We start from the raw sequence: 22,252 nt of genomic DNA on the forward strand, positions 1-22,252 counted from the left end.
TTATCAACGTGTCAATCGAACGGCTGGTCAGAACGCGATCGCTGATTTGAAACAAGTAGATTGGTATAGCAAGAATAAGAACGTTTGTCGCGCAAGTTAACAAAAGCACGAAAGACAAATTGCGCCAGATCGCTCTCAGCGATGTTCGAAGCGTTTTCTGAAAGTCTTCGGGCGGGGTTCTTTTGTGAAAGGTTTGGGGTGGCCCTTTGCCGTCTCCTCCGCCAGTTGAAGTGGAGCGGACGAGCGGCTCATTTGCCTTAGCTTCAATCGTCGTGCCTATGCGCTCTTTGTCACCCGTTGGCGCAGAGGGGGTCATGCGCGCATTATCGGGTCGCGCTTTTTCACGATCGGGGCTTTTGGAATCGGCCACCCCATTGTCGCAACCCACAGGGTCTTTCTGTTTCTCAGGCTGCGACTGTGCACGACGATGGGGAGTATCGGCGCGCGAATTCTCAGGCTCTTTCTGTGCCTGTTCTTCCGGTTGATTGACAAATTTCAGATTTGAGACGCTGGCGTCGGACTCGTCAGGCCCGACTTGCGGCGGCCCATTAGTTGGTGTCTGAGACCCTGTCGGGCCAGCAACTGCAGAACCGGCTTGGACGTCTGCCACACGCATGTCCTTGGTCAGGAGGAGCTGTGAGACAAAGCCTGCCGGATCAACCGGTTTTGACCCCAAGACCCGGTCACTGGGTTTCAGGGTCAAAGGCGCACCACCTCCGTGCCGGTCCAATGGGCTGGCGTAACGGGTGCGACGCGACGAAAAAACGATCGACATAAATAAACCTTTTAGTCACTCGTAACTTACAGAAAAGTCAAGCCAGCAAGGTCTGAAGGCCATCAGTAGTTTCGGCCATTTCACCCGGCGTAAGATCATTTCCTTTCGGCCCGATCCCAGTTTCATCGCCCGGGACATTCATTTCGTCCATGATCAGCGCAATCGCTTCGTTCGCGATTTCCTCGACCTCTTCGTGCGACGGAACGTCAATCAGGCTTGCCTGATGTAATAGCAAGTCTGAGTATTCACCCTCGGCGGCCATCACAGTCGAGTCAACACCAGATTTGACAATATTTGCTGCGTTGAGCATCGCATTGCTACCTGCAACGACTTCTGTTGCGTGTGCATTTGGACCATGCAAGTGCACATCGTCCTGATCTGCAAGCACGGTCACTTGTTCGAAGACGTTAACCTGTAACAGATTACCCTCGATGTTAAGAACGCGCAGCTGCTCCATCCCGGCAAAGGTTGGGTCATTCAACAATGCATCATGTAGTGCATCAATGTCTGACTCGGTCAAATCCATCGCGGCGCTCAGGTCGTCGTTAAGTTCTTCATGAACATCCCGGCCAGTCGTGTTGACCGAAGCCATATTCATCAGCAGGTTCTCATCGGCGCCATCCTCGACACCCGCCATACCGCCAGAAACCACATCGTCGTCCATCAGGACCAGCGTCTGCATCAGTATGTCGATTGAGATCATATCTCCGCCGACCATTACCAAGTCGTAGTAGGACCCCAATTGTATGATGTTACTTACATTAACCATCTCATTGTCGCCCAACGCATAAAGGGTGGTCGACGCCGAGATTTCCGTCCCGATATGGTCAATGTCAGTCGCGTCAGTTTCTTGTTTAACGAAATTCGATACGATTAGGTCGCCGTTAATCCAGTCAATCGTGATCCACTCTGGCTGACCTTCGTTTTCCGCGCTGTCATCTATCCAGTAGGCCGGGTTTTCTTCAACGCTGATATGCGAAGTTTGGACAACATTGGTGCCGGATTTGTTTGCGGGTGCTCCAACATCCATGTCAGAGACAACAGCCACCTGACTAATCATGGTCAAACTAACCGACTGGCCGCCAACGGCAATATACGGCGCGTCGATCCACGCCACTGTCGCCGATACCTCATTGATGGCCAGATTTCCGCCAGTGACGACCGAGTGTCCATCATTGAACTCGTCTTCGTCATCACGATCCCACTCCGCAGGAAACGGATCGGGCGAGGTTTCTTCGTCAACTTGCTCTTTCTTGTGGAATGAAGGCAGAAGTTCGTCCCATTCCGGGGCTTCATCAACATACTCACCGTTGACTATGATGCCCAAAGCGTCTGCACCGTGGAATTGGTGTACCGTCACTCCTTCGAGGTTCGAAATTGACGGCGACAGCATTTCCTGCGCCAAGGCTTTGACGTAGTCTATCGAAAGGTAATCGGCAATCGAATAAGACGGCGCGGACACAGCGTGCAACGATGTCGCCACCTGCGTCGCTTCTTCGGCCTCAGCAATCAATTCATCGGCATCGCGGAAATCACCCTCGCCGATCGTATCGTTGTCGCTTAGCACTAGGCTTTGGAAAGTATAGGTGACTGCCGAACCTATCGGTTGTTCGGCCTCGATTTCGGGCTGCACGGGGACCACATTGAATTTAACTTCCGTAGAGCCGATCGGCAAATTTTCGGAAAATAGCGGCCCCGCCACAAAGGGCTGGCCTACATTGATCACGGTTTCCTCAAATGGAGCGCCAGAGTATGTAGACGGCGTTGGGTCACTAGGGGGTGTGAAAAACTTGTAAGGAAGGGGTTTGTAAGCACCCTCTTCCGGGCTCAGTTCGGCCCTAATTGTGATGATTGTGGGATCTTCCAATTCTTCCAGTTCAAACTTGCGCCGCAACGCCGTGAACTCTTCATATTGATCCCTTAGTCGGGCTTGCTCAATTGTAAGGTCAAAGGTTCCAATAAAGTGTGCGATCTTTTCGGTAACACTGTCGAAAGACATGTCAATGATCCTTAACTACCTCACCGATACAAATTTCCGGTTTGGCTTATCGGCCGTGGCCACACCGTGTGGCCACGGCAATTTCGTTACAACGGGGGCCGATATACGGCCCCCGAAAACTCATATTAAACGTCGGTGTCGTCGCTCGTATAAGTCGAAGTCATAGAACCACCGACCATGGTCGTGTCGACCGTGTTGCCAAGCACGTTGGCGCCCATGACGATCGACTGGTTGAAGGCAGACGTATCTACCACGGCTGCTGCCGAGGCGTAGGACTCGCCGTTGACGATGCCGTCGCCACCGTTGTCCGAACCCCAGGTACCGCCGTCACCACCAGCACCGCCAGCACCGGAGTAGGCACCAGACGCTTCACCACCGGTGTTCATCGAACCGTTGGTTTCACCACCGGTCGACGAGCCGGTAACTGCGCCGCTGGTTCCGCCGGTTGCCGTTCCGGCTGCACCTGCTCCGCCTGCACCTGAATACGCGGTGCCTGTTGCACTGCCAGCGGCTGTTGAGGTGGCATCGTTGTCGGACGTGGCGTCTCCACCATATCCGGCAATCGCCTCGGCCAGACTTTCGGCGTAACCGTCATTGGCAGCATCGGCCCATGAGTCTGCGCCGCCGCCGTTTCCGGCTTCATTAGTCGCATCCACGGCGCCTTCACCGTTTGCATCTGACTCAGATGTCGGATTGGCAGTTCCACCTGCACCACCTGCACCTTCAGCAGTTGCTTCGCCATCACCGCTGGCGTCAGCTGAACCATTGGTCGTGCTGGTTCCACCGGCACCACCAGATCCGTCTGGAGTCTGCGTATTGGTCGATGATCCATCGATATCGCCAGGGCTCTGATCGATTTCTGGGCCTTCGGCAGTTTGGTCGCCAACACCGCTTGCGTCGGCGTCTGCCTCAGCAGTGCCGCTGCCTTCGCCGCCATCACCAGAACCACCGGATCCATCGCCGCCATCGCCGGCACCGCCAGGTCCGTCGCCACCGTCGCCAGCGCCGCCGAATCCATCGCCACCATCGCCTTGTCCACCGACGCCATTCGCATCACCTGTGGAGATTCCTGCGGCCGCTGCTTCCTCTTCGTCCTCTTCTTCCTCTTCTTCATCGGGCTCTTCTACCACCAGCGGGGAAACCGCAAAGAACGGAACGGTTTCTTCTTCAATCACGCCGGTGTTTCCACCCGTGCCGTCACCACCAGATCCGTCACCGGCGTCGCTTTGGCCGCCGTCGCCGGAACCACCGGAACCGTCACCGCCATCGCCTTGGCCGCCGTCGCCTTGGCCGCCGCTACCGTCGCCACCGGATCCGTCAGTCGCACCTAGCGCGCCTGCACCTGCAAGACCTAGGCCGATGTTCCCACCGCTAGAAGACTCATTTGCTTCGTTGGTGCCTTCGCTAGTGTTGTCCGCATCGCCGCTGGTATCCGCACTACCGTCGCCACCGTCGGAGTCCCCATTCGAGGAATCATTTCCAGCCAGCCCCAGACCAGCAGCAAGCGCTCCGGAAGTATTGTCACCACCGTCTGCGTCACCGTCGGCACTCGAACCTGACAAGCCCACTCCGAGACCCAACCCGATTGATCCAGCGTTCCCGCCTTCACCACCGGTCGACTCAGCGCTTGCACCCGCTACACCAAGGTTGACCGCACCAGAGTCATTGTCGGCGTCTCCACCGTCTCCACCAGTGCTGTCGCCGTCAGCGCTCGCACCGGATAAGCCAAGACCGAGGCTGCCATTGCTGGCACTACCGGACGAAGCGCCATTGCCACCCGTTGCAGCTGCGTCGGCATTACCGGAGTGGCCACCCAACGCAAACGAGGCGCTTCCACTTGTGTCGCCGTCGGCATTGCCGCCGATGGCTTCGCCGCCTTCTCCAGAATCGCCACCATCCGAGCTTACGTCGATGCCATCCTCGGCAGTCGCTTCGCCACCCATGGCGTCGCCACTTTGCGAGAATTCACCTTCATTAGTTACAGATGCGTTTTCCAGCGTGTCGTTGTCTTCCAGGCTCGCCATCTGGTGGTTGATCGCCGAGAAGTCATTACCTTCGCCATCCAACGAAATGTCCAGGTTCAGGTCATCGCCGGGATCGTAATCCAGATTATTACCGGCAGTGATGACATCTCCGACATCGCCTTCGATATCCGTGATATCTACGTCGACGTTGTCGTCATCGCGTGGAATCCACTCACCGCCACCAAAGTCGATGTCAACTGTGGCCGTGTTTGTGTTGGTGTTGTCGTCGCTGCCACCATTAGTTTGTCTTTGCGAGTTGCTATCATCGCCACCGTTGGTGTTGCTGTCGTTACCACCGTTGGTGTTGCTGTCGTTACCACCATTGGTGTTGCTGTCGTCGCCACCATTGGTGTTGCTGTCGTCGCCACCATTGGTGTTGCTGTCGTCGCCTTGCTGCTGTTGCTGCTGCTGGGCGTTTAAATCTTCGACATCAAGAACCAATTCTTCGGATTGTGGTTCGTCTACAACAGGGTCCAGATCATCAATAGGACCATCATCACCGGGAGCAATCGGAGCTATTCTACGTTCTACCATTACAAGTATCCACTTATACTGAAGCACCCAACCGCCATTCATCTACAAAGCGGTGATCAGTGCGATTAAACAGGAATTTTTCACGACAAACGGCAAAACAACCGCCTGCGCGATGCGGTTATGTTTTGTTCAGTCCTACACCCCCTTTCTCGGCCAAGCCGACAACGTAACCACCAGAGATTCGCGAAATTGCGCTGGACGTGGCACGTCTAAATCAAGGTTGCTTTGACTATTAAAGCAGGATCATGGTCGCAGTGGCGGACTGAGAAGAATAGCTGCCCGAAAGCATTAGTTCCGGCAAAGACATGAGAAGAAACGAGTTTTTTTTGGAGCCGCCCGATTGAGCGCTCTTTTAGGATGTTCAGTGGAAAAATAGGCAGTAGATTTTTTTACACCCACTTTTCAATATTTTAACGAAAAGTAGCGTCTTTAAACCTGATCGAAAGTTCTAGACCGCGCCATTAAACCAGTAACGGTCTGTTGCTGAAATATGAACTTTAAGCTATCTTCGGTGTAGTTTTGAAATAGTCTGTTATCGTATTGCGCTGCCAAATTTAGCACTAATATAAAATCACGTTTTGACTGGTGGCGTAGGTGTGGGTGAGGGTAGGTCAGTGAGCTTCTCATTGAATGGCGATGTCCAAGAAGAAACAAATTATCCAAATGAATTATCAATAATCTTCATTGGAAAAGAACTTTTTTTTTCAAACCAAACACTAAGAAGTGTGCATAACGAATTTGGTGTTCAGGCGATGCGTTATGATAACCTGAACCACTTTCTTGATAGCGCAGTAAGCGCAAATCCTGCAGGGCACATAGTTGTAGTCGATCAGATGTTGCTTGACGACCTTCTGACCCGCCCATTCGATTATGTTAAAGCTGCGGATGTCGGTTGTCTGGCCTTTGCTTATCGCAAGGAAAGCTCGGCCCGATTTCTTTTCGAACATTGGGACCGGGCCAAGTATGGAGATATTGGGTATCTTCCAATGAACGTAGCTCCGGATGCATGGCGCGCAATCCTGCGGCTTCTTATGCACGAAGAACTACATCTGCCTAGTTTCGTGGCCGATTGCGTGCCCTTGGCACGCGCTGGTGTTGTTCAGGATGCACATCAAGAAACAGCGACCCCGTCCGGGCAGTCTGGGAAAATGCCGTTGTATGCCAAGTTAACGAAGCGCGAGAAGGAAGTTTTGCGTCTTGTAGCCCAAGGGAAAAGCAACAAAACTATCGCTGCGAGCCTTGGTATTACCGAACACACTGTCAAATTACATATGCACAATATGTCGGGAAAAATCGGGGTCAGTAACCGAACAGCCGCTGCACATTTCTATTTTGAGGTCGCACCCAAGGACGTGCGCCATACGTATTGACCGAACAGTTTGAAACCAGGTTCGACCGCTTGATCCTTCTGGTCGGGCGTCTCAACTACATGTGGACCAACACTGAAAGCCTGCTGATACATCTGATCGCGGGGTTAAGCGATACCAGCAAAGACGTGGCGGTAATCATTTTCCTGACCCTCAATACAACACGGGCGCGCATCGATCTGGTCGAGCGTCTTGCAAAAATGGACGGTCGCGCGCCGGAAGTTAGAGACCCGATTTTAGAGCACACCCAACGCCTGCTGCGCCTTTCGTCAATACGCAACAAATTCAACCACTGTATCTATTCGTTTGATCCGGAAAGCGGAAACCCCAAGACAATTCTGATGCGCATCTCTGATCGTAAGACAGACATTAAAATGGGTCGCGAGGACACTGTAGATGATCAGGCCATGAAAGAAATCGAGGAAGTGGTCGATAGGCTGTCAGCAGCCAACCGGGACATATGGAATCTGATCAGACGGCTCGACTTCCCAGTCTAAGAAACTTCAGTAGTTACTTTAGACTTGATAAAGGTGTCAGTCGTGGTTCCCGACGCAGAGCAAGCACGCGAAATCGATATTCATCCACGCTAAGGTTTGAACGACGCATCTGTCCACTTGATAGGGCGGCTAAATTTTAGTCGTGACTGCATTTATTGCGCAAACAGATTTGAAAAGACTACCGATCGCGACTGTGGACTGCAGCCGCATGCCCGCTGCATGGCTTTCAAAGTATCTCTTCCGATCACACCGTCTATCGGCCCGGCATAACGCGCTTCCCAATAGAAGCTCAGCAGTTTTTGCATTTCCTTTGCTGTGTTGCTGTCCCAATCTCTGGTGGCGCGTTCAAGTGGAAGCTCTTCTCCTGTGCTGAGCGCGGCATAATAATACTTTGCTGCAAGTTCCGCATTTCTATCGACGCCTCGGCCAACCTCGTAATTCCACCCCGCTTCGACATTGAAACCTTTTTCGCCGCTATCCGCGAGCGCCAAAACCCAGAAAGCATAGCGTTGGGTGTCCTTTTCAAACCCGTCTTTCCCATAATATATTTCCACTAGACGGCGTTGTGCATATGTGTCGCCCGAAGTCGCCGCGGCTTCCAAAAGTTGAAGCGCTGGAGCCCGAAGTTCAGACCTATTTTCAGCAAGATACTCAGTAGCCAATCGGATTTGGGCGGGGACGTACCCTGCCTGAGCGGAACGCTCCAGAAACTCCAAACCCTGCGCCTTTTGATCTTTGGTAGATTGAGAGTTTGAATACAGTCGATGACCGACCTGAAACATCGCATCAGGATCACCAGCGTTGGCGGCGATTTTGTAATAAAGCAATGCCTTTTCAAGGTTCTGTCGAGAAGAACCCGTGGTGCCGCTGAAATGGTCACCAAGTATTTTGGCAAATACCGAATTACCCCCTTGCGCCTCAGCATTAAACAACTCAATGCCTTCCGAAACGAGCGAGTCTTTCCCACTTTGGAGGAGGAGTTCACCAAGCTTTGTTTTAGCCAAAGCATGCCCAAGATCCGATGCTTTTCTGTAATGGACCAGACTGGCATTAATCTCATCCGAAAGCTTTTCTGCCCGTGCGAGGTTGTACAAACTGCGCGCATGATTTGGGTGGCCAGCAACGGCGATTGTGCAGGCAGGCAATGCTGCGTTTAGATCAATCTCATCATCGCTTACACCCGTGTATTGCACTGGCTTAGTCGTGTCATCAGGATCTGACGCAAGCCGATCACATGCCAGGACCAACGGGCTGTCAACTTCCGTTGGCACCGAGACCGCTGTTTCTTTAGGCTGGGCTGTTAATGCCGCTGGAACCAAATAGATTTCCCTGTCGGGCAATGAACCATACGTGAAAGGCTCTTGGTATCCGCCGGTTAATTCAAGAACCGAGGCTCGGACTTTGCGAAACAACCGTCCTATTTCGAGGCCCGGTTCTTCTATGTGAGTCAGCAAGGCTTGGGCGTATGGGCTGTTCCGGCCATCTCCATCCAACGCAAGCGTTCCCGCACGCGCCGCATAGCCTACCAGAACACCGCCCGGATCGACCCGCCCAAGACCGCGACCTATGGATCGGGTCGCAGAAGTCCGCGCCATGTTCGTCAAAAACGGATTATTTCGACAGGCATCGACTAAAACCACTTTTAACCCATTTGCCACGGAAACCGCGTTCACGATCGCATCCAGTCGGATCGCCTCGAACTCTATGTCGCGATCGCTTTGAAGTGCTGCGTTCACCGGAATTAGGTAGTTGGTATTGTCAATTTCTATGCCGTGACCCGCGAAATACACCAACACCACGTTCGCATCAGATGCAACATCGGCAAAATCGCGGATTGCCAAACGCATTTCCCGATAACTTAGATTGGCTGCATTTGTGACATCGAATCCTATGCGCGTTAAAGCGTCGGCCAAGTCATTCGCGTCGTTGGTCGCGTTGGGCAATACCGAAACATGAGAATAATCCGAATTTCCAATGACGAGTGCCATTCGTTTTTCGCTGGCAAAAGTATCCGTTGCCGCAAGACAAAAGAAAGAAAGACCCAGAACCTTGACCAAACGGCTGAAATCAAAAAACATGCAAGGCGACCAATCATTACACAATAAATGCCATATATAGCATAAATTGAACGTTTTACTGAAGTGTCGAAGGCAATCAGTGAAACCCGCCCAGTTTTTTCAAATATCAGATGCGTTGAATTCATAGTTCGGCATATTTTCGGTCTCGCCCGCCTAAATGAAGGGTAGAATTTCGGCACTACAGGGCCAGTGGGCAGGAAATACCAAGTGATAAATAGTACATGGCAGACTTTTCCTTTGCACTTTCGTATTTAATTCAATACTTCCGGAATTATGGAAATAATAAACACTGATCGACTCGCCACTCTGGACCATCCACAAAGATTGGCTCTGTTTCGACTGCTCTGCAGGCGACGCCCGGATCGCGTCGCACTGCAGAGGGCTGTTGACGACGTAGCAAAGACGAATGAGGGAGCTTCTGCGTGACTAACTATGCATTGAACGGTCTTGGACGGATCGGAAAACTGGCCCTGAAACCCCTGCTTGAGCGAGGCGCAAAAATCGCCTGGATCAACGACGCAGTCGGAGACTCGCAAATGCACGCTCATCTGCTGGAATTCGATACAGTGCACGGTCGTTGGGACGCTGAGTTTTTGCATGATGCCGACGCCATAACAATCGATGGCACGCGCCTGCCTTTCGTGGGGGTTACAGATATCGCTGACTTGCCTTTAGGTGAGGTCGACGTCGTGATTGACTGCACAGGTGTTTTCAAAACCGAAGCCAAAATCGAACCGTACTTTGAGGCAGGAGTAAAGAAAGTGGTTGTTTCGGCTCCGGTTAAGGATGGCGATGCAGCCAATATTGTTTACGGCGTAAACCAAAAAATATTCGAAGCTGACCGCCACCGAATTGTGACCGCCGCTAGTTGTACTACAAATTGCCTGGCGCCGGTGGTGAAAGTCATTCACGAAAATCTAGGCATAAAACATGGCTCGATGACAACAATTCATGATGTTACGAATACTCAAACCATAGTGGACCGACCGGCCAAAGACCTGCGTCGCGCACGTTCGGCCCTGAACTCGCTGATCCCGACAACAACCGGAAGCGCAACAGCAATCACCTTGATCTACCCTGAACTCAAAGGACGATTGAACGGTCATGCCGTTCGCGTGCCCTTGCTCAATGCCTCGCTCACGGACTGCGTATTCGAAGTTGAGCGTGAAACAACGGTCGAAGAAGTCAACTCGCTTTTCAAAGCCGCATCGCAAAGCGAACTAAAGGGCATTCTGGGCTACGAAGAGCGCCCGCTTGTTTCAACCGATTACACCAACGATCAACGTTCCAGTATCGTGGATGCATTGTCGACGATGGTGGTCAACGGCACCCAAGTTAAAATCTACGCTTGGTATGACAACGAAATGGGCTATGCCCACCGCTTGGTAGATGTGGCACTTATGGTCGGAGGCTCGGCGTGACAAATGCCTCTGTGCGGCCCGAGGGGTTGTCGGCCTATGTTGCCGTTACAGCGGCTTATTGGGCATTCATGCTCACTGATGGCGCATTGCGAATGCTCGTGCTGCTGCATTTCCATACCCTCGGCTTCGCGCCGGTTCAATTGGCCTATCTGTTCGTGCTGTACGAAGTCGCAGGAATGGTGACAAACTTATGCGCCGGTTGGATTGCGGCGCGGTTTGGACTTACATCTACCCTGTATGCAGGCCTTGGTATTCAAATTCTGGCGCTTATAGCGCTCGCTCAACTTGATACGAATTGGGCGATCGGATTGTCCGTGGTCTATGTAATGATAGTGCAAGGGGCGAGCGGGATCGCAAAAGACCTTGCAAAAATGTCCTCAAAATCTGCGGTCAAACTGCTCGCTCCGTCCGAGGGCAACGGCCTGTTCCGCTGGGTGGCTTTGCTTACAGGATCAAAGAATGCGGTAAAGGGGTTCGGTTTTCTTTTGGGCGCGGCTTTGTTGGCAACATTTGGTTTTTCGTCAGCTGTGTTGGGTATGGCCGCGATCCTGGCTGTAATCCTTGTTGCCGTCCTAATCGCAATGCCGCCAGGATTACCCAAAGGCCGGAAAGGAGCGAAATTCTCCGAGGTTTTCTCCAAATCGGCCAACATCAACTGGCTCTCTGTGGCGCGAGTTTTTCTGTTTGGCGCACGAGACGTCTGGTTTGTTGTGGGAATTCCAATATATTTTTTTGCCGTTCTGTCAGATGGAAGTGAAGCCGGAAACAGAGCTGCTTTTTTCATAATCGGCACTTTTATGGCTGTATGGGTCATCCTTTACGGGTTTGTTCAAGCCTCTGCTCCTCGCTTGTTGCGCGCGGCGAAGCGACCCGAAAGTGATCTTATCAAGGCTGCTCGGAAATGGGCTTGGTTGCTTACCGTGGTACCTGCGGCCCTTACCGCTGCTGCTTTGGTTTCGGAAGAACCACAACTCTGGCTAACGATAATCCTAATCTCAGGGTTATTTGTGTTCGGAGCAATTTTCGCTATCAATTCAGCGCTGCATTCCTATCTTATCCTGGCTTTTACTCAAGCTGAGCGCGTGACAATGGATGTCGGCTTCTACTACATGGCCAATGCCGGGGGACGATTGCTTGGAACAGTGCTTTCTGGGCTGACTTACCAATTGGGTGGTTTGCCGTTAATGCTGGGTACCGCGACTGCGATGGTCACAGCAGCGGCAATCGTAACGGGATTTCTACGCGAAGAATGATCGCCCTAATTGCTTTGCTTCCCAAATTTGCTGTTGGTGCAAGCAATCTGCTTAAAACACCACTACCCAAATCTATTCACTTTTGTAAGCGGCAAAACGCTGGCAACGGCACTTGAAGGTAAACTTCAGCGTTTCAGTCACCGACCCTTTGCAATCTCACTTCCCATTGCCCCACGCAAACGCCACCAGTTATCCCAATCTCGCGCTTGCGTGATCCGGTTGCGGTTGCTCGGAATGTAACACGCTCATGGATCTCGGTTTCGGACACTACATTCAGGAAAACATCGGAATAAAGAGTGGCAATGCCAGTTTCGTCTTCACGTATTTCGTAAGCGAACCCCCACCATTCATTTTCACCAACTCGTTCCGCTATGTATTCATTATCTAAGCGGTCTTTGGCATTGAAAGGTAAAGTGAACGAAAGTGATACTTCGCCTCCCATGGACATATATTCCACGTATTCGGCTGGGCAGCCGGCTTGAGACAACAATTCGTATGAATACTTCCAAAGTCCGCTTTTTGGTTGAATGTCCTTTGCAACGGCGGAAGCGCAGAGACATAGACAAGCCGCCATAACAATGCACCTAATACCCTGTACAAGTCTAACAGCCAAAAGCTGTACGATGAGTTTCGTTTCGAGATTGAGTAGGAGTGAATTCCTCTTGAATGTCAAAGTTCCCGAATAGGTTTGCTGAACGAAAAGCACGCTGCCACTACTCCAAGACTACGTCGCCGCCGGAATAAAGATAGGTCCATGCGAAAGCCAAAAACAGCTGTCTATTGATCGCGTTTCCAATAAATGTGCCAATCTCGACTGCGACGCCCCCGTTCGGCCCGGCTGTGTCGGCATCACTGCTAGATTCACCTGCATACATGGCATAAGCTTCGGATGGATGGCGCGATGCATACACATCCGTGCTACCTTTTTTGTTATCAAGATTACATGAAATCAACAAGTTTTCAGGTCGGCCACGATTAGGCAAACTGCCAGTTTGTTTAAATTTGGGAACACGTACAATCTGCGGCGTTACAACTGTTGCACGCAACTGTTTTGATTGAACTTTACACCGTGCACCGGCAACTTCAGTCATTGTTCCGTTGTTTTCCACAAAGGTCCGAACGAGAAGGTCGCTGGAGCCGCCATTGGGGGTAGTATTTGAATCCTTCAAAAGGGTTGCCGTTACCGGAGGCCCTGAGACTGGCAGCGAAGGAGCCGTGCAAGCCGTTAGCAACAAGGTTGAGACAATCGCCGCGCAATTTAGTGATACACGCAAAAGTTGATCTCCAGTCTTTCTTTTCACCGAATTTCTGCGTGTACTTTTTCCTATTTGTGACGCAATTGAGGCGCTATTTGGTCTAAGATGAGATGATTGGTGACTGTGCTGCTCACCGACTGATATTGCTGTAAACACACAGACGGAGAAATCCCGTAGCGAGGCGTCAGCACTGAGCAATGCCGTAACATGGCGCCTGCAGAGGACCACTGAATGCAATCGCGGAATCGGAAAATGAATACGCCGGGCTAGAAGAATGCCAATCAGCCAGACTTGCGTTTGTATCGCAATATCTTCCTCATAATCCAAATGATCAGGCCATGAACATAACGGTCGATGGCAAGCTTAAGCGAAAGGAAAAAGCTTCCGATACCCAAAAGTAACGCGAGAGAAATCGTCAGTATCGCTGTTCCAATGGATACGAGTGGAAAAGCTGCCACTGGGTAGACCAAGATATGGCCCAAGATTGGCGGAATGTGGGGGGACGCGAAATAGACAGCCGCTGCACACGCCAGCCACATAAACCATGCGCGCATTGTAAACGTGTATTCTCCAACAATTGTTAGCGCCTGCGCGACCTTTTCGACGGGAAGCCAATAGCTCAGCGCCAGGAACGGAATTTGAAGAGGATGTACCGCCACGAAGCCGTATAATGCAATGAAACCGACCAATTCCGGGTTCGCATCAGGTTGGCGAGAATAAAAATAGGTGACGAGTGCTACAATCGCGATTGTCAAAATAATGTTTGAAGGACTCCGAAGTGAGAGACCACCTTGTCGGGTGAAATCTCGCCAGCTTTTGGGGCTTGGCGGGGTTTCAAACACCCCCTGCCCTTCGGCCAGCCGACTTGCAGCAAGCACGATCTCATGAGCGCCGCTGAAACGCGATTGAAAACGCACGCTATCTGAAAACCAGTGAAAAGCTTCATCCAGAAAGGCAAGGTATTCAATAGACACTTCATCAGGGAGCGTAGGAAGACCGGAGTTGTATGTAAGCTTCCCACGGATGCGCGAATAAAGCTGATCTTCGAAATACTCGGCTGCTTCTGGGTCCAGAAACACAGGGTCTTCCCAAAGCCGACGCAATCGCGTTTCTGCTGCCTCGCCCATTTCCGGTTTGAGTATCTCGGCGCACAATGTTGAAACGTGATCCCAATCGGTGTCGAAAACAAAAATTTCATGGCCGAATTTTTCAGGCGGTTTTTCTAAAACTTCCGGTTCAATATTGTGCGGAGGATTTGTCTGCGCCACGACGTCCGCATCACTGTATGACTTATGGAGGAGATCATTCTCTTCTTGTACTGCAGTGTCTTCTGGCAGAGTTGCCGATACCTCAGCTTGGATATTGGTCGGCGGGTTTGCCTGCCCAGTGTCGCCCTCACCGCTGCGCGGTGCAGCGGCAAGATCATTTTCTTCTGGTGTGGTGTTGTCTTCAAATCGGACGTTGTGTTCAAGCGCCCCATTGAAATGAAACCTCAATTCCTCGGCCATTTGCAGCGCTGCCTCATAAGCGTGGCGCAGCTCCTGAAATGCCTCGGCGTCCCTCTCTTGATCGATGCTCTTTAAGACACGGGCGTACCCCCGGCGTATGGTCTTTTTGTCAGTAACTCCATCTGGTAGGCCCAAGACATCAAAGGGCCAACCAGCCTCAGAAACGGACATAGTTGGCCTCGAAATCATCCAGTATGGTCGTTACTCGCGCCCTTACGATTGCAATAAAACTCTGATCCTGTTTGGTCAGGGCCGATTCAAACTCGGCCAAAAGGTAAGATATTTCGGCGCGATCTTCGCCCAAGGCCATCACATAACATCGCTCCAATCGAGCTTTGACAGCGACGTTCTCTTGCTCATCTCTTGGGTGTACTTTGAGCGCCTCAAGCTTGGCGAGCCGCGCCGCAATGTCCTTTTCGTCAAGCTCGCCCGATAGTTTGGTTATCACATGGTTCGCTGTTGCACCGGTCGACAAAACACGCACGTCCACCTCTAACAATCCAGAAATGTCGTAGGTAAATCTAACGGTAAAGCTCTCTCGCTCTTCAAAGTTTCGTGGTAATTGTACCCGCAAATTGCCCAGATGGATGTTTGAGCTTACCAGGGCGCTTTCGCCTTGATAAACTTGGATATCAACTGAGGTTTGACCAAGCTCAGATGCGTAAAAGGTAGACTCCCGTGAAACCGGGATCACCGTATTACGCTCAATTATCGGATCGAAAAACCCTGATGCAAGGGGTTGGGTAAAGCGGCCTTTTGTAATTTCCAACCCAAGTGAAAAGGCGCTGACATCGGTCATAACCACGTCTTCAAGCGCCTCATCCTTGGCGATAAGCGCGGCCTGAACCGCTGCTCCACTAGCGACGACTTGATCAGGATCCAGTCCCGTTTCCGGCAGACGCCTGAGAAACTTGCCCACATGCGACCGAATGACGGGCATCCGAGTTGCTCCACCCACAAGGACGACTCGGTCAATTTCATCTACTGAGATTTTGGCATCGTATAGTGCTCGTTCGATCGGAGCATTTAGCCTGCGCAAGAGGTTACTTGTGATCTCCTCAAATTTTTCGCGCGTCATCGTAAGAGTTGTTTCGGTTTCGCCTAGTTGCAGGTCCAAAGAGACCTCATGGTGCGATGACAGTTCGTGTTTGATCCGGTCGGCGGCGTGTCGCAGCGCAGACTTGTCTTTTTCTGCCCCGCCATCCGCCGCAAGATCTTGCAGGAAATGCGCGACAATGGCGTCCGTGAAATCCTCGCCGCCCAGATTGGCGTCACCTGCAGAGGATTTAACTTCCATCACTCCCTCGAAGATTTCTAGTATCGAGACATCGAAAGTACCACCGCCTAAATCGATGACCAGAAAAGTGCTTTCATCTTCGATATCATGAAGCCCGTAGGCTAGTGCAGCTGCCGTTGGTTCGTTAACAAGCCTTAACGCCTTCATCCCTGCTATTTCACACGCTTGTTTGACGGACTTACGCTGAATCTCGTTGAAATATGCCGGCACCGATACGACAACTTCGCGCACTTCGGTGCCAAGGTATGCTTCGGCATCACGTTTGAGCGAACCGAGCACCACCGCCGAAAGCTCTTCCGAAGTCAGCTTCTTTTTTCCTAGCCGATAGATTTTTTCGGCGCCCATGGTTCGCTTAAACATGGCTGCTGTGTGGCCGGGTGCAGTAACCAACAGCGATTTGGCGGCTTCACCACATACAATCCGTTCACCGTCAAAATGAACAACCGAAGGCGTAAGATATTTCCCTACGGCGTTCTTCACTAGAACTGACTGTCCATTCTCAAAAACGCTGACCAGGGAGTTCGTTGTGCCTAGATCAATGCCAATACTTACCACAATGCCTCACACATATTATAATTTTTGATTTTATTTCAAAGGATTATGGCACTCTGACCGCTCAATTGGAAGACTTGGAATTAATTTTAACATCGGGACAAAAACGACGGGCCCAAAGCCTAAAATGTCATGCTGCAACCAACGCGGTTTGTGCAAAGTACGGTTAAAAGCGGGTTTTTGTGTGTTAGAAACGCCCAGTATGGAGTTTGTGAACAGCTGCTTCCTTGGCTCACGCAATCGATCGTAATTTACAGGACTTGAGCAATCAGCGATTTTGGCGCCTTGGGAAAGCACTGATCGTTTCAATGAAAGTTGTAGGCTCTACCTGCTCATCCCGCCCACAATTATCACATCTGGACCGAGACAAAACTGGCGGCAGACGCTATTACAATGCTGTAAGCCAGTAGAAAAACAAAGATTGGTGTAATTAATTTAATAACTTCCATTAGGGCATTTACAGAGCCATTTTCATTCGGAGTACTTCTGATTTCTTCAGCGCCAACCAATGGCGGAAGGAGATCTTTTTTACTTTGTTTAACCATTTTCGACTCACAACATACTACCGGGTGATTTTATCACTTCGCGTTTAAACTGGATGCTATCGCCCAAATTTCAGTGCTTTTGCCAAAAATTTTGAACGAATATCGGCACAATGATACTCGCTGCGTTGTGATTGTTTACCGTTCTAAGGTGATACCGCAGTGATCAAGTGATTTCGGTTTTTTTCAGTACGGGCATTCGACGAAGCGCGATGACTACACAAACTCCGTTCCAAGGAAGTCTCGCGATGACCACACATGAGTCCTTGAATTCATCCAGACAGTCGGCTCTTCCGGCTATGCCTGCATGCCCACGTTTTCTGTCTTTTTGGTGTCTAAATCCCCGCGTGGGCGGGATAGTTTACCCCAAGGCCGTCAACCAATTACATCTCTTGCGGTAACTGATAAGCGTGTGCGGCGATCGTTTTTGAGAATCACTTTTCAAGCGCATGATCAGATCTGATGAAATAGTAAACCCAGACTTCGTTTGGACGAGCGCACACGAAAACCAACGACCATCCATCGAAAATTCATTGGATAAGGCGGCTTTAAGTGTCTGAAACGCTTTTATTTGCTGGCGCATGTTTGAGGATATGGTTTAGATCACACTATGCCTTTTCCTGACGATGTTTTCCGCCACACCCCAGAGCTTCGAGACCGGATCACACCGCCGGATGTCTCCGAAATGCGGTTTGGGCTGGATCGCTTCGATGAGTTAGACGCACAAGCCAAGGTTGAAGGATGGCCACCCGGTTGGCGGATGGAGCACGACGCGCGAGAAGCCAACCGAAGCGCCGTGCTTTCCGAACGGTTGGATCGCGGCCTGTGGGTTTTCGCTTATGGCTCGCTAATTTGGGACCCAGCAGTCCACGTGGAAGAATACCGTTACGGGAACTTGATGGGTTGGCATCGAAGCTTTTGCATGCGGCTCGAAGGCGGGCGCGGTACCCATGATCAGCCGGGATTGATGGCTGCGCTCGATGAAGGCGGTCAATGCAATGGGGTTGTTTTTCGCATACCGGCGGAACTAGTTGACAGGGAAACCCAATTCATGTGGCGGCGGGAAATGTTTTCGGGATCCTATCGCCCAGTATTCTTCGACGTTGCGACCCCTCAGGGTTCGGTGGAAGCACTGACATTTGTGATGGACCGCAGCAACAGGCGATACATGCCAAACCTTCCCAAAGACGAAGCGGCCAGAATGATTGCTTTCGCCGAAGGCGGGCTTGGACCGAATTTCGAATACCTGGACTCTTTGGTGCGGCATCTTGATGAACTTGGCATCGCGGATCAGAACATGCGCCAGCTTCACGCACTTGCGGTCGCGTATAGGGGAAAGAAGAAAACCGACGGTTTGGAATTCTGCTAGGTCAGTCAGACCGTCGCTTACGCTACTTTAATTCCCTGCGAGCAATTCGAAGCGGCAGACGGGTTGAGCCAAATTCAACCAGAGGACGCGGCGTATCCCGCAGCGGAAAGTAGCCAGACGCCGCACACGTAAACATCGATTGCGTCGAATGGCACCGTCGTCCGCAACTCTACTTCTTAAGTCCAAACTTGAATATTCCATCATTTGGATATTTGAACAAATGAGATATCGTGATTACTCGACGGGAGGAGTAATTCATGATCAAAAGTTTTCGTTCTTTGCCTGTAGCTTTAGCTTTCGCGTGCTCAACTGCAGTTCCGGCGCTCGGTCAAAATCAAGACTTCTCAAGCATATACTCCCCCGGTGAGCTAGGCGCCATGCGACTGCATACAGAAAAACCGGAACAAACCCTGATAAACAACGTAAACATCTTTGACGGGATCAACGAGACGCTGATGCAGGGTGCCAGCGTTCTTGTCGAAGGCAAACTAATCAAAGAAGTGTCTACAGATGAAATTGATGCTCCAAATGCCGTTGTAATCGACGGGGATGGTCGGACTCTGATGCCCGGCCTGATCGATGGCCACGCTCATATTATGATCAACAATGATTATGGTGTCATCGAACGCGATAGTGACATCACTGACCTGTCTTACAACGCCGTTATTGTTATGGAGCGGTTCTTGATGGACGGTTTCACCTCTGTTCGTGATATGGGGGGGCCTGCTTTTGGTTTGGCAAGGGCAGTAAACAGCGGTCTCCTGATCGGGCCGCGATTGTACCCGTCGGGCGCATTTATTTCTCAGACGTCGGGCCACGGCGACTTCCGCGACAGGGCCGACCCTGGCTTTAGTTACGCAGACGCAGGAGATTTATCGAATTTTGAGCGTATGGGGATCGGCACCGTAGCGGATGGTGTCCCAGAAGCATTAAAAGCTACTCGATTAAACCTTCGAAATGGTGCCACTCAAATCAAAATCATGGCGGGCGGCGGAGGCTCTTCGCGGTTTGATCCGATCGATACAACCCAGTTTTCCAAGGAAGAAACTTGCGCGATTGTCGAAACGACAAAGGACTGGGGAACCTATGTTGCGGCTCATGTATTCACTGATCGCGCCGTCAACCGATTACTAGACTGCGGTGTCAGAACGTTCGAACACACCTTTTTCATCTCAGAAGAAACCATGCAGAGGATAGCAGCCGAAGGCGCGTATGTGGTTCCGCAAATGTGGGGGATCTCCCCCGATCTTGCCAAGAATCCTTTGATGCCTCCGGCGAAAATTCCTTTGGTTCAGGAATTGGGAAAGGAATACGCTGATTTTGGACGCAACCTAGTAAAAAATGGGGTGAAAGTCGTATTCGCTTCTGACTATGTCGGTGTGAACGCTGACGCTGAAAGAGCGCGCCGTTACGAAATCTGGTGGCGCACTCAGACGTTCGACTCTAACTTTGAGGTCCTTAAACAGATGACTTCTGTCGCTGGAGAGGTTCTGGCAATGTCCGGCGAACGCAACCCTTACAAAGAAGGTAAACTGGGCGTGATCGAGCCAGGCGCGTACGCCGACCTCCTGCTGGTGGACGGCAACCCACTGGAAGACATCCGGGTAATTGGCGGTCAGGAACAGTGGTTTGATGCGCCCGAAGAATGGAAGCCGATCGAAACCATTGACCTGATCATGCTTAACGGTGCGATATACAAAAACGACCTTTGAACGATCCCCGTTGGATTGTTGCGCCTGTTTCGAGTTGGAAACTAGCCGTTTCAAAAAAGCGCAACGCTAACGCTTTGTGCGTAAAAACCCGCCTGCGATAAAAGCTCAGTCCGGGAAAACTTTGCTTATCGGCCGTTATACGCGCAAGAATTCTGCATCGAGATCGCATCTATACCCACGGTAGGTACCGGTTGTGCTATACTGGTTTCAAATAGACGCTTTGTTGTGGAGGTAAGTCATGATTATTCGATTGATATCAACGCTCGGCATCGCGCTCTCATTCGCGATGGCTGCTCCTCAGATTGCGCGGGCCGACGCGGGCGACTTTATTGGCGGCGCTGTCGTAGGCGGGGTTTTGGGTTACGCGATTGGTAAGGACCAGCAAAAGAAAAAGGCACAGACAACAACTCGGACCTATCGGTCAGGAATTCCATCAACTACACAGGGTGCGCAAACCCAGACGGCGCTCAACTATTTCGGCTACAATGCCGGTAGGGTTGATGGACAGGTCGGCAGTGGAACCCGGGCCGCCATAGAACGCTATCAAGCTTCAATGGGCTATCCTGTCAATGGCTATGACTTCCAACCGTATCAGTATGACTTTTTGATGCAGGCATACTACTGGGGGACAAGCGGCGGACAAGCCGCCACTCAACTTTCGGGCCAGCCACTTCTGATGGCGTATCGCCAACAGTTGCAAAGCGAAACTGCTCTGGCGGCCGCCCCTCAGGCGGCAGCACAGGCTACACCAGCTGTTGCACCCCAAGAAGACGCTTCAGCGACCGACAGTTCTGAAGAAACGAATTCGAGCCTACCAAGCCTATTCTCGGGCGGCACAGGGGGGCCGTCGCTCGCCAACCGCTGCAGCGCGGTTATGCTGCAAACGTCGACAAATGGTGGCTACACGACCCTGTCGAATATGTCCGACCCAAATTTCGCATTGAGCGAACAGTTTTGCCTCGCCCGAAGCTACGCAATGGCGACCGGTGAAGAGCTTATGGAAGACGTCCAAGGGCTGACGCCTGACCAAGTGGCCGCGCAGTGCAGCGCTTTCGGGGAAACTTTGGAGCCGCAAGTCGTTGCACTTTCTTTAAGTTCAAAAGCCGAAGCAGAATCTCAGATGCGCACGTTTGCTTTGGATACGGGGCTTGATCCCGAGGATCTGGTGGCAACAAGCAAGGTCTGCCTTGCGATCGGTTACCGCCAGGACAACATGGACAGCGCAATTGGATCTGCGCTGATGCTGGTCGCAATGGGCGAGCCTGCTTATGGCGAACTGATTGGGCACCACCTTCGCGAAGGTTTCGGTGTGCAAGAACGCCGTGATCTTGCGATGCAGTGGTATGATGCGAGCCTTTCCGCACTGGATGCAGGATCACAGGCTGTTTTCCTGCCGTCCCAATCCGACCGTCCGGAGCTGTTGCGAACAGCAATGACTAAGTCGCAGTAAAACAAGGTCACTGCGTATCCACAAATGACGTGACAGCGCGGCGGGTAAACCTGAGAGTTACCAGCCATTTCTCGCTGCGTATACTGTCTAAACTTTGCGAGTTTAGGCCATGATGGGTAATCACGTGCGCAAAATATTCGTATAGAAACGCGAGAATCCAATCGAAGCAAAGGCGGCTTGGCCAACGAAGATTGGGGGCTTGCTTGGGTAAGAGCAATTTTTATTGTTATTTTACAATCAATTAATGATATTTTGTGGTGCGGGCGGTGGGACTCGAACCCACACGGCACTAAGGCCTTCGGATTTTAAGTCCGATATGTCTACCATTCCATCACGCCCGCGCCTTGAAAGTGCCGCCATACAGGAGCAGTCATCTTAGCTCCGGCGACTCTTACATCCTCGTTTCCGGATTGAAAAGAGACAGATAAGCTAGAAATGCCACTTGTGGAAAATTGCGAGATACGCCGGCCCCAAGGCGATGAAGTCCGAAGTTGTCGTTTCGGTCTATACAAAGCCAATAAAGGGCGTAATCCCGTTTTTAGCTGTCGAGAAAGTACCTTTGAATTCCATCCAATTCGTCGCGCAGCAAATGCACGAAAAAAGATTCTGCAAAGTTTT

Annotated in this window: 15 protein-coding genes, 1 tRNA gene and 1 pseudogene; 7 read left to right on the forward strand and 10 right to left on the reverse strand. The window is 51.5% G+C overall.

The genetic code is table 11. The annotated features are described in order from the left end of the window. From AC2FNE_RS12780 to AC2FNE_RS12790, 3 genes and pseudogenes are all read right to left on the reverse strand, one after another. Window positions 1-775: pseudogene (locus tag AC2FNE_RS12780) on the reverse strand (type I secretion system permease/ATPase); the annotation flags it as partial. A 37-nt stretch (window positions 776-812) separates the two neighbouring features. Beyond that, window positions 813-2,774 carry a type I secretion protein gene (locus tag AC2FNE_RS12785; RefSeq protein ID WP_496805504.1) on the reverse strand — a complete coding sequence of 654 codons (1,962 nt, stop codon included), beginning with the start codon at window positions 2,772-2,774 and terminating at the stop codon, window positions 813-815. Window positions 2,775-2,899: 125 nt separating this feature from the next. Then, entirely contained in the window at window positions 2,900-5,332 is a 2,433-nt protein-coding gene (locus AC2FNE_RS12790) for a beta strand repeat-containing protein (RefSeq protein WP_170605000.1), read from the reverse strand. A gap of 752 nt (window positions 5,333-6,084) precedes the next feature. Between AC2FNE_RS12790 and AC2FNE_RS12795 the strand changes: the two genes are divergently transcribed. Then, window positions 6,085-6,702 carry a helix-turn-helix transcriptional regulator gene (locus AC2FNE_RS12795; protein ID WP_170610478.1) on the forward strand — a complete coding sequence of 206 codons (618 nt, stop codon included), beginning with the start codon at window positions 6,085-6,087 and terminating at the stop codon, window positions 6,700-6,702. Further along, complete coding sequence (locus AC2FNE_RS12800; protein WP_170473115.1) at window positions 6,699-7,196, forward strand: hypothetical protein; 498 nt, start codon at window positions 6,699-6,701, stop codon at window positions 7,194-7,196. The genes AC2FNE_RS12795 and AC2FNE_RS12800 overlap by 4 nt, the downstream gene beginning before the upstream one ends. A gap of 152 nt (window positions 7,197-7,348) precedes the next feature. Here the strand turns inward: AC2FNE_RS12800 and AC2FNE_RS12805 are convergent, their stop codons facing one another. Then, the gene (locus AC2FNE_RS12805; RefSeq protein WP_496805505.1) at window positions 7,349-9,274 is read right to left on the reverse strand and encodes a caspase family protein; all 1,926 of its coding nucleotides are present in this window, start codon (window positions 9,272-9,274) and stop codon (window positions 7,349-7,351) included. Window positions 9,275-9,696: 422 nt separating this feature from the next. On the opposite strand from AC2FNE_RS12805, the gene AC2FNE_RS12810 reads away from it, so the two are divergent. Both AC2FNE_RS12810 and arsJ read left to right on the forward strand, forming a co-directional pair. After that, window positions 9,697-10,695 carry an ArsJ-associated glyceraldehyde-3-phosphate dehydrogenase gene (locus AC2FNE_RS12810; protein ID WP_496805506.1) on the forward strand — a complete coding sequence of 333 codons (999 nt, stop codon included), beginning with the start codon at window positions 9,697-9,699 and terminating at the stop codon, window positions 10,693-10,695. Next, window positions 10,692-11,948, forward strand: a complete 1,257-nt coding sequence (gene arsJ, locus AC2FNE_RS12815) for an organoarsenical effux MFS transporter ArsJ (RefSeq protein WP_496805507.1) — start codon at window positions 10,692-10,694, stop codon at window positions 11,946-11,948. Before AC2FNE_RS12810 ends, arsJ begins: the two co-directional genes overlap by 4 nt. A 133-nt stretch (window positions 11,949-12,081) precedes the next feature. On the opposite strand, the gene AC2FNE_RS12820 is transcribed toward arsJ, so the two are convergent. The 5 genes from AC2FNE_RS12820 to AC2FNE_RS12840 all read right to left on the reverse strand — a co-directional run bounded on the left by AC2FNE_RS12820 (window position 12,082) and on the right by AC2FNE_RS12840 (window position 17,106). Next, window positions 12,082-12,522 carry a hypothetical protein gene (locus tag AC2FNE_RS12820; RefSeq protein WP_496805508.1) on the reverse strand — a complete coding sequence of 147 codons (441 nt, stop codon included), beginning with the start codon at window positions 12,520-12,522 and terminating at the stop codon, window positions 12,082-12,084. A gap of 139 nt (window positions 12,523-12,661) precedes the next feature. Beyond that, window positions 12,662-13,117 (reverse strand): hypothetical protein, encoded by a 456-nt coding sequence (locus AC2FNE_RS12825; RefSeq protein WP_496805509.1) that lies wholly within the window; start codon window positions 13,115-13,117, stop codon window positions 12,662-12,664. A 368-nt stretch (window positions 13,118-13,485) separates the two neighbouring features. Then, on the reverse strand, window positions 13,486-14,883 hold the full coding sequence (locus AC2FNE_RS12830; protein ID WP_496805510.1) for a J domain-containing protein: 1,398 nt from the start codon (window positions 14,881-14,883) through the stop codon (window positions 13,486-13,488). Further along, entirely contained in the window at window positions 14,870-16,564 is a 1,695-nt protein-coding gene (locus tag AC2FNE_RS12835) for an Hsp70 family protein (RefSeq protein WP_496805511.1), read from the reverse strand. Before AC2FNE_RS12835 ends, AC2FNE_RS12830 begins: the two co-directional genes overlap by 14 nt. Before the next feature lie 347 nt (window positions 16,565-16,911). Next, a complete protein-coding gene (locus AC2FNE_RS12840) occupies window positions 16,912-17,106 on the reverse strand; it encodes a hypothetical protein (RefSeq protein WP_170473139.1) in 195 nt (64 codons plus the stop codon). 607 nt (window positions 17,107-17,713) lie between these two features. On the opposite strand from AC2FNE_RS12840, the gene AC2FNE_RS12845 reads away from it, so the two are divergent. The 3 genes from AC2FNE_RS12845 to AC2FNE_RS12855 all read left to right on the forward strand — a co-directional run bounded on the left by AC2FNE_RS12845 (window position 17,714) and on the right by AC2FNE_RS12855 (window position 21,634). Continuing rightward, entirely contained in the window at window positions 17,714-18,472 is a 759-nt protein-coding gene (locus tag AC2FNE_RS12845) for a gamma-glutamylcyclotransferase (protein ID WP_217362372.1), read from the forward strand. A 377-nt stretch (window positions 18,473-18,849) separates the two neighbouring features. Further along, entirely contained in the window at window positions 18,850-20,184 is a 1,335-nt protein-coding gene (locus tag AC2FNE_RS12850; protein ID WP_496805512.1) for a metal-dependent hydrolase family protein, read from the forward strand. A 238-nt stretch (window positions 20,185-20,422) separates the two neighbouring features. After that, window positions 20,423-21,634, forward strand: coding sequence for a peptidoglycan-binding domain-containing protein (locus AC2FNE_RS12855; RefSeq protein ID WP_496805513.1), 1,212 nt, complete (start codon window positions 20,423-20,425; stop codon window positions 21,632-21,634). A gap of 255 nt (window positions 21,635-21,889) precedes the next feature. Here AC2FNE_RS12855 and AC2FNE_RS12860 read toward each other — a convergent pair. Then, a tRNA-Leu gene (locus AC2FNE_RS12860) sits at window positions 21,890-21,975 on the reverse strand. Window positions 21,976-22,252: the final 277 nt, after the last annotated feature.

This window comes from Ruegeria sp. YKSD179, from assembly GCF_059612885.1.

Excerpts from the sequence above, each read along its gene's own strand:
- AC2FNE_RS12790 (WP_170605000.1), bottom strand. The coding sequence starts at position 5,332 with ATGGTAGAACGTAGAATAGCTCCGATTGCTCCCGGTGATGATGGTCCT.
- AC2FNE_RS12785 (WP_496805504.1), bottom strand. The coding sequence starts at position 2,774 with ATGTCTTTCGACAGTGTTACCGAAAAGATCGCACACTTTATTGGAACC.
- AC2FNE_RS12845 (WP_217362372.1), top strand. The coding sequence starts at position 17,714 with ATGCCTTTTCCTGACGATGTTTTCCGCCACACCCCAGAGCTTCGAGAC.
- AC2FNE_RS12840 (WP_170473139.1), bottom strand. The coding sequence starts at position 17,106 with ATGGTTAAACAAAGTAAAAAAGATCTCCTTCCGCCATTGGTTGGCGCT.
- AC2FNE_RS12855 (WP_496805513.1), top strand. The coding sequence starts at position 20,423 with ATGATTATTCGATTGATATCAACGCTCGGCATCGCGCTCTCATTCGCG.
- AC2FNE_RS12830 (WP_496805510.1), bottom strand. The coding sequence starts at position 14,883 with ATGTCCGTTTCTGAGGCTGGTTGGCCCTTTGATGTCTTGGGCCTACCA.
- AC2FNE_RS12805 (WP_496805505.1), bottom strand. The coding sequence starts at position 9,274 with ATGTTTTTTGATTTCAGCCGTTTGGTCAAGGTTCTGGGTCTTTCTTTC.
- AC2FNE_RS12850 (WP_496805512.1), top strand. The coding sequence starts at position 18,850 with ATGCGACTGCATACAGAAAAACCGGAACAAACCCTGATAAACAACGTA.
- AC2FNE_RS12820 (WP_496805508.1), bottom strand. The coding sequence starts at position 12,522 with ATGGCGGCTTGTCTATGTCTCTGCGCTTCCGCCGTTGCAAAGGACATT.
- AC2FNE_RS12795 (WP_170610478.1), top strand. The coding sequence starts at position 6,085 with ATGCGTTATGATAACCTGAACCACTTTCTTGATAGCGCAGTAAGCGCA.